General features: G+C 71.1%; 16 protein-coding genes. All 16 read right to left on the minus strand.

What is annotated here, in order from left to right; translation table 11 throughout:
* Genes ACFYXV_RS32505 through ACFYXV_RS32580 form a run of 16 tightly spaced genes read right to left on the minus strand, consistent with a single transcriptional unit; the run spans position 1 to position 12535 of the window.
* Entirely contained in the window at positions 1–1596 is a 1596-nt protein-coding gene (locus ACFYXV_RS32505; RefSeq protein WP_389384865.1) for a phage tail protein, read from the minus strand.
* A gap of 36 nt (positions 1597–1632) precedes the next feature.
* Positions 1633–2481, minus strand: a complete 849-nt coding sequence (locus tag ACFYXV_RS32510; protein WP_389384866.1) for a hypothetical protein — start codon at positions 2479–2481, stop codon at positions 1633–1635.
* On the minus strand, positions 2482–3567 hold the full coding sequence (locus ACFYXV_RS32515; RefSeq protein ID WP_389384867.1) for a hypothetical protein: 1086 nt from the start codon (positions 3565–3567) through the stop codon (positions 2482–2484).
* Between the two features lie 33 nt (positions 3568–3600).
* On the minus strand, positions 3601–4584 hold the full coding sequence (locus ACFYXV_RS32520) for a hypothetical protein (RefSeq protein ID WP_389384868.1): 984 nt from the start codon (positions 4582–4584) through the stop codon (positions 3601–3603).
* Between the two features lie 13 nt (positions 4585–4597).
* Positions 4598–5506 carry a phage distal tail protein gene (locus ACFYXV_RS32525; protein ID WP_389384869.1) on the minus strand — a complete coding sequence of 303 codons (909 nt, stop codon included), beginning with the start codon at positions 5504–5506 and terminating at the stop codon, positions 4598–4600.
* A 2-nt stretch (positions 5507–5508) separates the two neighbouring features.
* Entirely contained in the window at positions 5509–7923 is a 2415-nt protein-coding gene (locus ACFYXV_RS32530) for a phage tail tape measure protein (protein ID WP_389384870.1), read from the minus strand.
* Positions 7924–7956: 33 nt separating this feature from the next.
* Complete coding sequence (locus tag ACFYXV_RS32535) at positions 7957–8157, minus strand: hypothetical protein (protein ID WP_385967601.1); 201 nt, start codon at positions 8155–8157, stop codon at positions 7957–7959.
* Positions 8154–8636 carry a hypothetical protein gene (locus ACFYXV_RS32540; RefSeq protein ID WP_389384871.1) on the minus strand — a complete coding sequence of 161 codons (483 nt, stop codon included), beginning with the start codon at positions 8634–8636 and terminating at the stop codon, positions 8154–8156. Before ACFYXV_RS32540 ends, ACFYXV_RS32535 begins: the two co-directional genes overlap by 4 nt.
* Positions 8636–9166: a phage tail tube protein gene (locus ACFYXV_RS32545; protein WP_389384872.1), complete on the minus strand. Its 531-nt coding sequence runs from the start codon at positions 9164–9166 to the stop codon at positions 8636–8638. The genes ACFYXV_RS32540 and ACFYXV_RS32545 overlap by 1 nt, the downstream gene beginning before the upstream one ends.
* Before the next feature lie 11 nt (positions 9167–9177).
* A complete protein-coding gene (locus tag ACFYXV_RS32550) occupies positions 9178–9609 on the minus strand; it encodes a minor capsid protein (RefSeq protein ID WP_389384873.1) in 432 nt (143 codons plus the stop codon).
* Entirely contained in the window at positions 9606–9953 is a 348-nt protein-coding gene (locus ACFYXV_RS32555) for a hypothetical protein (protein ID WP_389384874.1), read from the minus strand. The genes ACFYXV_RS32550 and ACFYXV_RS32555 overlap by 4 nt, the downstream gene beginning before the upstream one ends.
* The gene (locus ACFYXV_RS32560) at positions 9950–10267 is read right to left on the minus strand and encodes a hypothetical protein (RefSeq protein WP_389384875.1); all 318 of its coding nucleotides are present in this window, start codon (positions 10265–10267) and stop codon (positions 9950–9952) included. Before ACFYXV_RS32560 ends, ACFYXV_RS32555 begins: the two co-directional genes overlap by 4 nt.
* Entirely contained in the window at positions 10264–10662 is a 399-nt protein-coding gene (locus tag ACFYXV_RS32565) for a hypothetical protein (RefSeq protein ID WP_389384876.1), read from the minus strand. Before ACFYXV_RS32565 ends, ACFYXV_RS32560 begins: the two co-directional genes overlap by 4 nt.
* A 3-nt stretch (positions 10663–10665) precedes the next feature.
* Positions 10666–10884: a hypothetical protein gene (locus tag ACFYXV_RS32570; protein ID WP_389384877.1), complete on the minus strand. Its 219-nt coding sequence runs from the start codon at positions 10882–10884 to the stop codon at positions 10666–10668.
* Positions 10884–11894, minus strand: a complete 1011-nt coding sequence (locus tag ACFYXV_RS32575) for a major capsid protein (protein ID WP_389384878.1) — start codon at positions 11892–11894, stop codon at positions 10884–10886. The genes ACFYXV_RS32570 and ACFYXV_RS32575 overlap by 1 nt, the downstream gene beginning before the upstream one ends.
* A 20-nt stretch (positions 11895–11914) precedes the next feature.
* Positions 11915–12535: a hypothetical protein gene (locus tag ACFYXV_RS32580; RefSeq protein ID WP_389384879.1), complete on the minus strand. Its 621-nt coding sequence runs from the start codon at positions 12533–12535 to the stop codon at positions 11915–11917.
* Positions 12536–12563: the final 28 nt, after the last annotated feature.

Raw genomic sequence — 12563 nt, forward strand, 5'->3', positions numbered from 1 at the left:
TTAGCTGACTGCGGCCCATAGGGCGTTTGCGTCGTAGGTGAGGGCCGAGGCGGGGGTGAATGATGCGGGCAGGCTGGTCTGTCCGGTCGCGGTGAGGCGCGCGGCACGGCGGAAGGCACCCGGCATGGCCGCGGCGCCCGCTGGGCTGGTGCCGAGGTTGGCGCCGCGCGCAAGCACCGGCCCGTTGTAGGGGCTCGCCACCTGCCCGTTGGTCACGATGGCCACCCAGTAGGTACCGGCCGGGGCCGAGTACGGCGTGCCCAACGGACAGACGACGGTCGCGCCCTCGTTCGCGGTGAAGATCGTCGAGAGCGCGGCGGTCACTCCGACGCGGGCGCCGGCGGCGGTGTAGAGGCCGGCGAAGCTGCTCGCGTTCAACGCCCCGCCCCCGTACCCGCACGAGTAGAAGCACACGTTCGTCACGGTGGTGGGCACGCGCAGGGTGACCCCGCACAGGTAGACGTATCCGGCGAGCAGGGCCTGCCCGCTGTTGGACACGGCAGGGTCGAACGTCCACCCGCTGAAACCGAGATCGCTCGGAAGCCAGGACCCGCCGACCGACACGTCTACATAGCTCTTGCGGGCGAGGTGGTTGTCGGCGGTCGGCGCGACGCTCGACGAGGGAACGCTGCTGAACGTCTTGGCACCGGCGACGGTCTGCGTTCCGGTGAGCAGGACGGCGGTACCCGTGGCCTGCGCGCCGACGTCGGCCGCGGCGAGGGTGATCGCCGTTCCCGTCTTACCGGCGACTGTGATCACAACGTCGGGGCCGGCGCTCCCGTTGACGGTCGAGACCGAACCGGCGCCCGGGTCGCCCTTCGGGCCTTGGGGCCCGGGTACGGTGCTGGCCGCTCCGGTGTCGCCCTTGGGGCCCTGCGGTCCGGGTACGGTGCTGGCCGCGCCGGTCGCGCCGACGGGGCCCCGCAGGTTCCCCACGGCCGTTCCCCACCCGGACGCGCCGCGCTGCCACAGGTCGCCGGTATCGGTGCGCAGCAGCATGTCGCCCGGTCGGGTACCGGTCGAGGGGGTGCTCGCCGTGTTGACGTACCAGGCTGCGCCGCGGATGTCGCCGCCGAGCTGCGCCCAAGTTCCGGCGCTGCGCTGCCATGTCGAGACGGTCGTCGAGGTGACGCCGAGAACGGTCGAGCTTTCGTAGCGCACGTAAACGTCGCCGTCGGTGCCGAGGCCGGCCGCGGGCGCGGTGGCACCGCTGTAGATCCGCGATCCGGGGGCACCCTGCGGGCCGACGGGCCCCGGCACTCCGACGTAGTTCGGTTTCGAAGGGTCGGTGGGGGCGATGTCGGCGAGGTCGACCTCGGGCAGCGCCTTGGGCAAGACGACGTTGTACGAGCGGCCCACGGGGATTCCCGAGAGCTGCTCGGTCACGATGTAGGCCCACCCGCTCGGGTCCATGGCGGGCGAGTCGGTGGCGGGCAGGGTGACCTCGATCGAGCCCTGCGCGTCGAGGACGGCGCTCACCGGTCCGCCGAGGATGACGTCGGCGGCGGGGAAGGTGAGCTGAGCGGGAGCGCGGAAGACAACCGCCCCCGACAGCGGAGTGCCGTCGGGGGCGAGGAAGCGACCGCGCACGGTCACGGTGGGTATGGACGGGGGCAGCAGTGCGGGGCCTCCTTAGTCGTCGATGGTCCGTAGGCCCTGCTCGGGCTGCGGCTTTCGCGCGGCGGGCGGCGGGGGTACGGCAGCAGCCGCGGCCGGGGGCGTACGGGTCGGCAGGCTCGGCGCTTCGCTGGGGTCGAGGGTGTGCCGGTTGATCGCGTAGAACAGCCGCGTCTCGATGTCGCGGTTCGGCTGCTTGTTGCGGTGCTCGACGGTCCAGTCGACCCACTGCAAATACTCAATGCCGTGCATCGGCTGCACGATCTCGCGCTCGGTCCACGCTCCGGCCGGGCAGTCGTACTCGGCGACGGTGACCGCGCTCATGCCGTCGGCCTGCATGGTGACCCGAACCTGCCCCCCACCCGTGTTGGCGTAGGTGTGCAGGCTCATGTGCGCGACGGCGTGCGTTGCGGGCCCCGTGCCCCACCACGCGACTTCCCAACCGGTAGAGGCAGTGTTCTGCCGCTCGGTGGGGTGGAGCTGAATGGGCAGCAGGGGGCGGCCGAGGAAACGATCACTGAAAGCGTCGTCCATCACGAGCACCTTGTCGGGGGCGCCGGGATCACGTGACCACAGACGCAGCATCTGATCCTCTTCGAGGATGTCGTCGCCGACGGTGAGGGCCCGTGATCCGTCGGCACGACGGATGAAAATCCCCCAATCTCCCTGGCTGGTCTCGCCAACCTTGAATGTCACGACACCCTGCGGGGTCTGGGCAATGAGCTGTCCGCCCTCGCCGATGCGGATGTCGCCGTGCAGGATCTGGTCGAGGGCAGGGCGGATGTTGGCGCGGCCGGCGAGCTCGCGCACCCGCCGTTCGAGATCGCGGATTCGGTCGAGCAGGTCGAGGGGGATCGCTGCCACTTAGGCGGCCTCCAGGAGGAGTTTCGCGGTCTCGGGTCGGCCGCGTAGGGGTGGATTGATGGCGAGGCCGACGACGCGGTACCGGTGGTCGAGCCCCTCGGTCCACCAGTCGTCACGGATGCGCACGCGGACGGTGGCGCCGAGCAGGGCCGGCGACAAGGGGGTGCGGTCGAGCGCGACGGTCACCTCGGGGATCGTCTGCGGGCGCAGGGCGGCGGCCAGGTCGGCGCGTGCGTGTGCGTCGAGGGTGGGCTGCTCGGTCACGGTGGAGTAGTCCGAGGTGCCGTCCAGCCGGGGCCATCCGGCGGTGAGCTGCTCGTCGGCGACGAGTAGCTCGCTCATCAGGGGAAGGGACTCCGCTGTCTGGTTCTTGTTGTCGGACGCGCCTCGGCTCTGCCAGACGTTGGCCTGCACGGTGGCGTCGATGGGCCACCCGTAGGAGAGGATCGGGCCCGGGTGGTCGAGGACGACCTCGCTCGCGCCCGTGCGGATGACCGGGGCGCCGAGCTGCAAGTGCTTGACCCGTCGGCCGCTGGTCGGCTCGCGGTACGACATGATCCGCCACTCGAAACCGTTCTCCGTGGCGGCGAGTTGGTCGATCACCTCGCGGATGCGGGGGACGTCATAGCGGCGAAAGGTGCGGTCGCGCAGGACTCCCGAGAGCTGCTCGGCGTCGGCCTCGATGCCGATGTCGCCGCCGGGGAGACTGGCCGAGTAGTCGATCAGACCTCGGACGATGTCGTACTGATCGACCTGCACCGCCTGCTGCGTGTGGAGGATCGCGCGATGATCGAGGTAGGACGCCCACCCGCCCGCCTGTACTTGGAGGCCGAGGAACCCGCGCGCGTTGCTGGTCAGGTTGGCGGTCCACAGGACGCCGCCCCACCAGATTTCCGAGCCGCGCTCGATCCACATCGCGGTACGGCCCGGTTCGACGGCGGCGCGGGCGCGCGCGGCGACCGCGCGGTTCGGCAGGGGGATCGTTGCCGAGGCGCTACCGATCTTGCCTATGTAGTCGTCGAGCGACACGTCGGTGATCGGCAGCACGTCGAGCACCTGATCGCTGCGCAGGTCGCACAGGATCACGCGGTACGTGGGGGCGATCAGGTGATCACCCCCTCACGCGTCGAGCGGGTAGATCACGCCGCTCATGGCGGCCCACGTGGTCAACGAGGGGTTGCCGATGAGCTTCAAGTGCCCGTCGCGCTGGCAGTCGACCTTGATCGGGACGCCGCCGGCGGCGATGGACGCCGAGGTGAGCAGCGCGGGCCGGGCGGCGGCGGGGAGCGGCGCGGCGAGGGGCTGTCCATTGGCGGGCGGGGCCGCGTTGGTGGTCCAGGACAGGCCGCCGCGCCATTGCAGGTGGGGGACACCGCCGAGCATGATCCGCCGGTATCGCAGATTCCCTTGTGAGTTACCGCCGTTGGTGTAGCCGGCAGCGAGTGCGGGCGTGGTCCACCCGACGACAGGGTCGAGGGTCTGCCACGCAGCGCCGTCCCAGCGGTCGAGGCCATCGCCGTTGTCCCGGTACTGCCCGACGTAGGCACCGGCGAAGCCGAGCCCCCAGCCTCGGGGAATGACGCCCCCGTACCCGGCGGTGTAGCGGCGCCGGTCGGCAAGGGCCGAGGCCCACGAGATGCCGCCGGTTCCGGCCGAGACCCCGGCGGGAACCGTGATCTCCCACAGCCGCAGCGCGGCCGGGGGCAGGGCCGGAGGGGTGGGGGTGGCGGTCGCCGCCCCTTGGATGATCTCGACGCGGGCGAGGGTCTTGTCGCCGAGGTCGTAAAGCTCGTCGTACACCCGCAGCACCACGGCGTCGATGCGCCCGTACTGCGCGGACCCGTCGGCGATGGTCAGGGTCTCGGGTGCGGTCACGGCCACGGGGTACGCGCCCTGCGTATCGGTGCCCTGCACCAGGGCGCGGCCGACGGCGATCTGCACCCGCATGGCGCCGACGCCGGTCGCCGCCAGGGAGCTCCCTCCGGCGATCACGCCGTCGCGGGTGGTCATCGCGCCCTCGGGCGACATGACGCCGAGCGGCACAAGGCGGGTGTCCTCGCGTGTCTGGCCTGCGGGGAGCAGCCATCCGGCGCGCACAGTCAAGGGGTTGTCCTCCTTACCAGTAGGCGGAGCGCCACCGGACGGAGACGGCGGCGCGGGGGTCGGTCGATCCGGGCGCCGCTCGGAACGCGAGGGTCGTCACGCTGTCGGCGGCGAGGGTGAAAACCTGCTCGGGAACGCTGCGGGCGGTCGCCGTGTAGAGGCGGCTCGCGGTGCGGTTGAGGGTGACCGTGCCGTCGCGGGTGTCGATCACGAGCTCGTCGTCGGCGGCGAGGTCGATGTCGTACTCGATCGCCTGCCCGGTGGCGAGGCTGGTCACTGAGGGCCGGGAGACGGGGCCCCGGATGGTCACGAGCGGGTGGGCCGGGGCGTCGCCCTCGTTGAGGGCCAGGAGCGTTCCCGTGCTGCCCGGGGCGCCGAAGTTCACCGGATAGAGCAACCTCTCGGGCCCGGGGGTCACCTGCCAGTCGAGGCCGGGCTCGGGCGCGGGCAGGTTCGTGGTCGCCTGCTGCTCGATCACCTCGTACCGGCGCGGGTCGGTGGCCTCCCACTGGATCGCCGCCCCGGTGACGAGACCGATCGCGTACCCGCCCGCCCCGACGGGGACGGCCCGCCGGATGCACCGCGCCCACGAGAGCAGGGGCGGGGAGTCGTCGAGCTGGACCACGAGGGGCAGCTCGTCGTCGCGCAGCGCCGTCGCCGCCGACAGCGCTCGGACCGCGGCGCCCATCCGGCCGCGCTCGGTCCGGATCGCCACCCCGTCCAAGGTGATCGTCCGGGCCTGCGCGAGCAGCCGGCCGGGGTAGGCGCCGTGACTGTCGGACCGGGGCACCGTGCCCGAGTCGAACGCGGGGGAGTCCTCCCACCCGGTGAGGGACTCCCACCCGTACGGCGTGGACGGGCCGAGCAGCAGGTCGCCGAACTGGACGTGCCCGGGACGATGAACCCGGTCGCCGGGGGCCATGATCACCCCCTTGCCTTCATGTGCCAGGCGAGCGCGGTCGCGTTCTGCTCCGGGCTCTGATCGCCGCCGTGCCAGTTCTCGATGTGGACACTCGGCCCCCAACCACCCGCCGCCGCGCCGCCGTTACCGGGGGCGCCGGCGGCGGCGAACCGCGGACTCGGAACCGATACGAGATTGCGCATCGTTCGATCGACGGCGGACGATCCGGCCTTGATTCCCTCGACGATTCCGGCAGGGATGAACCGGCCGATCTTGTCCCGCATAAGGCGCGACGGAGAATGAATACCAAGAGCCTTGGCGATAGGGCCAGGAATGAGATTCTTGGCCCACGACATCAAGGTCGACTTGAGCCACGAGCCCATTCCCCTGATGCCATTCCACAAGCCGTAGACGAGATCGCGACCCTTGTCGTACAGCATCGTTCCGAAATTGCCGAAGTAGCTCGCGATCGACCCCGGCAGCCCTCGCACATAGTCGAGCATCTCGCCCGCCTTGCGGACGGTTCCGCTCTTGATGGAATCCCAGTGGCGGATAATGAGCCCGATCAAGGTCCAGTTGAGGAAAAAATCAACGATCCTCCCCGGGACTCCCCGGAGCCACTCGACCGTGGCATTCCATGCTGCCGTGGTGCCGGACTTGATCGAATCCCAATGCTTGATAATCAGGCCGACGATGGTCCAATTCAAGAAGAATTGGAGAATCGTTTCTCCAATGCTCTTGAGCTTGCCCCACACCCAATCCCACGCGGCCTTTGTGGCGCCGACGATGGTGTCCCAGTTGGCGACGATCAGGGCGACGATCGCGACCACGGCGGCGATCACGAGCGCGATCGGGCCCATGGCGAGCAGCCACGCCGCGGCCATCCGGGCCCCCTGTATCAGGGACTGCGTCCCCATCAGGACCCACGCCGCGACCACCCGTATCGCAGCGGCGCCGGCGCCGGCTCCCTGTGCGAGCCAACCGGCCAGCATTGTGGCGTTGAGCAGGACAAACCGTCCTGCAGCGGTTACGCCCGCGACGGTCTGCGTCGCCCATCCGGTGACGACCGCGATGGTCGTCGTAGTGGCCGTGACGCCCAACGCGATCAGCGTCGGGAGCATCAGGACCAGGATCACGCCGGCGGCGATCGACAGGGCCGTCGAGTGCTCGCTGACGAACGCGGCGCCCGCGCTGAACGCACCGCCGAGTCCACCCGCGCCCACCCAATTCGCGAGCTTCTCGATAACCGGGATCGCGTAGTTCCCGATGGTGGCGACGAGCTTCTGCTCGATGCCACGCTTGAACGCCTCGATCTTCGTCGCAGCATTGTCGTGCAGCGCATTACCGGCGGCGTCGGTGGCGCCCTTGACATCCCCGAGCGCCTTTACGGCATTGGACGGGTCGAGCGAATAGATCGCCTTCTGCATGTCCTCGGCCTTTGTGCCGAAAAGACCGAGCGCGATCTCGCTCTGCTTAGCGGGGTCCTTGACCCCGCGCAGCTTGTCGAGAACCTGGTCGAGGGCTTTTGCCGCTTCCGGTCCGCCCTTTTGGAAGACCTTTTGCATTTTCTCGGCGTTGAAACCGAGGTCTTTATAGGCGGTCGCCGTCGCCTCGCTCATCCCCTGAGCCATCAGGGTGAATTCCTTGAGGCTGTCGGCGACGATATCGGCATCGCGTGCACCGCCCTGCAAACCCTGTTGCAGTAGGCCCATCGACGTCTGTGCGTCGAGCCCGAGCTGCCGGAATTCTGTCGGATACTCGTTGAACGTATCGAGCAGATCCTCGGCGGCCCCCGTGCCGTTCTGCGTTCCCTTTACGAGGACGTCGAGCGCTTCCTCGGCATTCTTGGCGAGCCCGTTTTTGAGCATCGTCCCGACGGACCGGGAGACGTTCGAGACGTCCTCGCCCATGACCGTCGCGGCGCTCGCGACCTGCGTCGCAAGGGTCTTGATCTGCCCCTGCGTCGCGTCCGGCGGGAGCAATCCGTTCCGGGCGATGCCCTTGACGATCTCGGCACCGTCGCTGACAGAGTCGACGATGGCCCCGGCGTAGAGATCGCCCGCGACCTTGCCGTACTGCTTGGCGACCGGCCCGGTCGTCCCGAGCTGCGCCTGCAACTGCCCCGGGATCTTGGACTGTTCGAGCGCCTCGCCGACCCCGGCCATGAGGGCCGCGCCGATCCCTGCGCCGATCGCCGCCGCGGCGAACCCCTTCAAGGCGGTTCCCATGCCGCGCGAGGCTTCCGCCCCGCCGTCGGCCGCGCCGTCGGCGAGCCCGTCGCCGAGGTTGTCGCCGGCCTGCTCGCCTGCGCGGTCGGCCTCGGCGGCGATCCGGTCGCCGCCCTGGCGCATCGCCTGCTCGGCGCGGGCGACCCCGGCGGCGGCGCCGGAATCGTCAACGGTGATGGTGGCGGCGAGCTCGCCGACCATGAGGGCCATTGCTCACCCCCGGTCGGTCGAGCCGCGCCCCCGCTAGGGGGTGGGCGAGTCAGGCGAGGGGTTGAGCAGGCGCGCGAGGCGCGTCTCGGTGCTGAGCAGGCCGAGGACCCGCACGCGCAGCCATCGCCACGAGCGGGTTTGAAGGAGTCCGGGGGTGCTGAGGTCGAGCCCGTAGGTCTCGTGCATGTCGGCCTCGACGAGCGGCCACTCGTCGAGAATCCGGGCCCATGTCACTTCCGGCGCTTGCCCTTTGCCTTGGCGCGGGCGGGCGCCGGCCGGGTACTCGTACCACTCCCAGAGCCCGGATTCCTCGTCGAACTCGCCCCGCCCGACTGGCGCCGTGCCTGCCGGTTCGGGGCCAGACGATTTGGGTCGCCGCCCGAGTTCCAGAACCGTTCGGCCGCGCCCCGGTCCTGCGCGATCCACACCATCGCCGTGAGGGCGGCGTGCTTGAGCTCGGGCCACGACACCCCGTCGGCGAGCATCTCGTCGAATGCCGGGCCGAGCACGTCCTGATAGTGGTTGCGTTCGGCGGCGTCGGCGAGAACCTGCTCGTCGGCGCGGCCCCCGTCGGCGGCGACCGCCGCGGCGTGCACGAGCGCCTGCGTGAGCAGGCCGACCTCGGCCGACGGCGCCGGCACCCGATAGGACTTGCCGCCGAGCGGGAGGGTGAGTGCTTCGTCGAGGAGTTCGCCGAGTGCTTCGAACGCCATCAGCTCACCGCCTTTGCGGTCTTGCCCTCGACGGAGAGCAGGCCGGGCGAGGCGACCGGGTTCGTGATCGCGGTCAGCGGGCCCGAGCCGGTCAAGGTGATCTTGACGGTGTCGACCTCGGCGGCGTCGCCGCCGTCCGGCTCCCACTGAACGATGGCGCGGCCCTCGTACGCGTCCGGGAGACCGGTCCGGTCGAACCATCGGACGCGCACGTACGATGCGGCGCCGAAGGACATCGACGCCTTGCGCAGCGCCTCTTGGGCGCTGGAGAACTTGAGGGTCGTCGGGTTGGCCCGGTGGGCGACGGTGGTCTCGATCGACCACTTGAGCATGGTCACGACCTGCTCGGGGAAGCCTTCCCCGTCGTAGAGGTTGAGCTCTTGGGCGGTCGGCTCGATCTTCGGCGCGAACTCCGAGACGCCCGGGACGAGCGCCCACGCGGCAGTTCCGGGCACGGTCGGCATGTCGAGTTCGAGGCGGTACCGCCGGGCGAGCAGGGTCACGTCGTCCACGGGCGGCGGCGTGCTCAATGGGACCTCCCTTATTCGAGGTTGGGGTGCCGGCGATGTGCGCGGCAGTGGTAGTTCGCGGTCCGCTCCCAGCGGCCCGACGAGTCGGCGCCGATCGGACCGGCGGAGACGCGGAAGACGAGCTGCACCCGGGCCTCGCCGAAGACGTGGGGGCCGGACGCGTGCAGCACGTCGTGCACCCGGTCGGCGAGCACCTCGGCCTCGCGCGGGTCGGCGCCCGCACGCACGCGCACCTGTAGACCGGTGGTCGTGTCCGTGAGCGAGGCCGACTCGGCGACCGGGTAGACCGACAGGCACAGCGCGCGGTCCGGGGAGGGCGGGAGCAGGGCGACGGTGATCGCCGTCTCGCCCGCCGCGTACGGGCCGTCGGTCCGGTAGGTACCGACGCCGGCGGCGTCCAGCAGCCGGGCGAATCCGTCGGCCAGGTCGACGCCGTAGCTCATCGCAGCGCCCGCCGGACTTGCGCGGCGATCAGGGCCTGCACGGCGCCACTCGTCTCGGGCAGCACTCCTTCGAGGTACTTCGCGCTGCGCCCGGGGGCGTGCCGGGCATTCATGTCCTCATGAACGCGACCGGCGTACGGTGTGTCGTAGGAGACGGCGGCGGTCATCTGCTGCTCGTCGACCGAGGCGCCGCCGCTGCGTTCGAGGGTTCCCTCGTTGATGGGGACGCGCTTGCGGCTCTCGGCGAGCACGTGCTCGGCGCCGAGCAGCAGACCCCGGGCCGCGGCCTCGCGGATCGCTCCTGTGGCGGCGGCCCCGTTCCAGCGCAGTCGGGCGCGGCTCATTCGCACACCACCTCCGTGGACGCGGGGACCGGTAGGCCCGGGGCGGTGTGCGAGGCGGTGCTGATCGCCGTGGTGATCCGCCCGCCGGGCAGGGTGACGCGCGAGCCGGGCGGGCAGGCCATGCCGGGTGCGGCGATGATCTGCGCGGTGCTGGTGACCTCGCGGCCGTCGGGGGCGCGCGCCAGGCGCACCGCCTCGCCGACGAGCGCGGGATGCTCGACGAGCGGCCCGTACGTGGGCCCGTACGCCCCGTCGCCGAGGTAGGGCTCGACGCCGATCCGGTGGCGGAGCAGGGACGGGGGGACGCGGGTCACCACGCCATCACCCGCCCCGGTTCGAGGCCGGCGCGGCGCAGTGCGCGGGCGGCCCGGGGAGCGAGCTCGACGCCGGACGCTCCGGCGGTCGAGGCGGCGCGGCCCGACAGGGACACGGGACCGATCGAGACCGAGTCCCACCTGCCCGCCGCGCCCGTGCCGTCATCGCCGGACCCGAGCCAATACTCGATCTGCGCGCAGACCGCCGCGGCGAGCGCCTCGGCGATCGGCGGGTCGAGGGGGTCGCCGTCGTCGTCAACCGCGTAGATCGCGGTGAGCAGCGCCGAGTCGATGTCCTCGCCGGCGCGGGCGATCAGCCGCTCGGCCTCGGGCGGGGCCGGGTGCCCGAGCCAGACGGCGAGCTGCTCGGGGGTGGTGTAGGGCTGTCGGGCCACCGCTCACCCCCTCTTGTTGCGGGCAGCGGAACGGCCCGCCGGCTTGTCGTCCGGCGGGCCATCGGGTTCGTCGTCGAGGGGCTCGACGGTGTAGCCGTGGCGGCGTAGGTAGAGCAGCACCCCCTCGCCCGGATCGGTCGCTGTGGCGCGGCCGTCGGAGATGGTGACGCCGCCGATCTGCTCGTCGCCGTCGTGCGGGGCCGTGATCGCGTACCGGGCCATCACTGGACCTTGATGTTCCGCAGGACCGCCGCCGCCTTGGTGGCCTTGAGCGCCACGGCCACCGGACCGAGCTCAACCTCGCCGACCTTGACCGCGCCCGCCGTGGTGAAGTCCGGGAGCCACTGCCGTACGAGCTGACCCCCGACGGTCGAGACACCGTGGAACCCATCGGTGCCGAGACGCACGGCGTACAGGTCCGACAGACCGATGACGTTGCCGCCCGATCCGGCGCCGTCGACATCCCGGGTCTCGACCGGGATCACGGGGGCGATGCTGCCCGCCTTCTCGCCGAGGTCCACCAGGGCGATGCCGTTGTACGTCTCGACGTTCTGCCCGAAGGAGTTCGGCGACCGGTCGTAGTACCCGGCCCGGCGGGCGAGGGACCGCACCCGGGCGATCGTCTTCTTGTTCCCGAGCAGCACCGACGGGGCGCCGTCGAGCAGGGACAGGAACTCGTCGAGGATGTCGAGCGAGTCGTTCGCCTTGCCGGCGTCCGAGCCGAGGGCCGAGCCGGTCCAGTCGAGGTACGTACCGGCGCCCATCTCGGTGGTGCTGCCGGCGAGCGCCTTGTCGAGCCCGTCGAACCCGGCCTCGGCCCCCGGGGTCGTGACCCGCTTGCCGTTGATGACCTGATCGGAGAAGAACGCGCGAGCGCTCTTGATCGTCTGGTTCATCTGGAACTCGGTCTCATTGGTCGCCGCGGCGCCGAGGTTGGACAGGACCCGGTCGACCTCGAACGCCCCACCCAAGGGGCTGAGATCGACGGTGAAGCGCTGCCGCTTGGCCTGCGCCTTGGGGTACTCGGTGTTCAGCGCTCGGAACTGTGCCGGGCGCTCGGTGATCAGGCGCGTGTACCCGTACGTGAGGGTCGCGCCCCCACCTGCGGGGGACACGACGTCGTCGAAGACGAGATTGTCGAGCAGCCAAGACGACTTACGGAACTCGTCGATGACCGTGGTGTCGAGGTCGTCCTGCGTGTTGAGCTTGGCGTCGGCAAGGGTGATTGCCATAGGTGGGGATCTCCAGTGGTTCAGCCGCCGAGGCGGGCGGCGATGGCGTCGCGCAGGGTCGCGGGCTTGCGCTCACCGGTCGGGGCGCCGTTGAACTCGGCGCCCGCGCGGGGCGGGGCGGCGGGGCCTGCGCGGTACAGGTCGGGGTCGGCGTCGACCGCCGTCTTGATCGCGGCGCCGAGCTGCTCCTCGAACCCCTTGTCTGCGGGGTCGAGGCTGGAGACGGCGGCGAGGAATGAGCGGCTGTTGAGCAGGCGGTCGCCCCGGGCGCCCGCGTCGGCGGCGGCGCGGGCGACGGCGAGCTCGACTCGGGCGCCGCGCAGTTCGGTCGAGTGCTCGGCGAGCAGCCGGTCGCGCTCGGCGACGGCGGCGGCCAGGGCGGCCGGGTCGTTCTCGGCGCCGGGATCGTTGGGGTTGAGCGCCTTGGTCACGGCGTCGAGGGCGGCGCGCAGCTCGTCGCGCTCGGCCGCGGCCTGCTCTGCGCGGGTGGTGGCTTCGGCGAGCTGCTGCGCGGCGGCGGGGTCGGCGGCGGGCGCTCCGGTCGGGGCGGGGGTCTGCTCGCCGGTCGGAGCGGCCTCGACGGCGGGATCGGCGGTGGTCTCGGGCATGGTGGTGCGGCCCTCCGGGGCTCGTGCGGGCATGAAAAGGGGCCACCGGATCGGCGGCCCT

The sequence above is a fragment of the Streptomyces sp. NPDC002181 genome, assembly GCF_042890485.1.
In the GTDB taxonomy this organism is placed as follows: domain Bacteria; phylum Actinomycetota; class Actinomycetes; order Streptomycetales; family Streptomycetaceae; genus Streptomyces.

Excerpts from the sequence above, each read along its gene's own strand:
- ACFYXV_RS32580 (WP_389384879.1), bottom strand. The coding sequence starts at position 12,535 with ATGCCCGCACGAGCCCCGGAGGGCCGCACCACCATGCCCGAGACCACC.
- ACFYXV_RS32530 (WP_389384870.1), bottom strand. The coding sequence starts at position 7,923 with ATGGCCCTCATGGTCGGCGAGCTCGCCGCCACCATCACCGTTGACGAT.
- ACFYXV_RS32540 (WP_389384871.1), bottom strand. The coding sequence starts at position 8,636 with ATGGCGTTCGAAGCACTCGGCGAACTCCTCGACGAAGCACTCACCCTC.
- ACFYXV_RS32555 (WP_389384874.1), bottom strand. The coding sequence starts at position 9,953 with ATGAGCCGCGCCCGACTGCGCTGGAACGGGGCCGCCGCCACAGGAGCG.
- ACFYXV_RS32575 (WP_389384878.1), bottom strand. The coding sequence starts at position 11,894 with ATGGCAATCACCCTTGCCGACGCCAAGCTCAACACGCAGGACGACCTC.
- ACFYXV_RS32525 (WP_389384869.1), bottom strand. The coding sequence starts at position 5,506 with ATGGCCCCCGGCGACCGGGTTCATCGTCCCGGGCACGTCCAGTTCGGC.
- ACFYXV_RS32570 (WP_389384877.1), bottom strand. The coding sequence starts at position 10,884 with ATGGCCCGGTACGCGATCACGGCCCCGCACGACGGCGACGAGCAGATC.
- ACFYXV_RS32550 (WP_389384873.1), bottom strand. The coding sequence starts at position 9,609 with ATGAGCTACGGCGTCGACCTGGCCGACGGATTCGCCCGGCTGCTGGAC.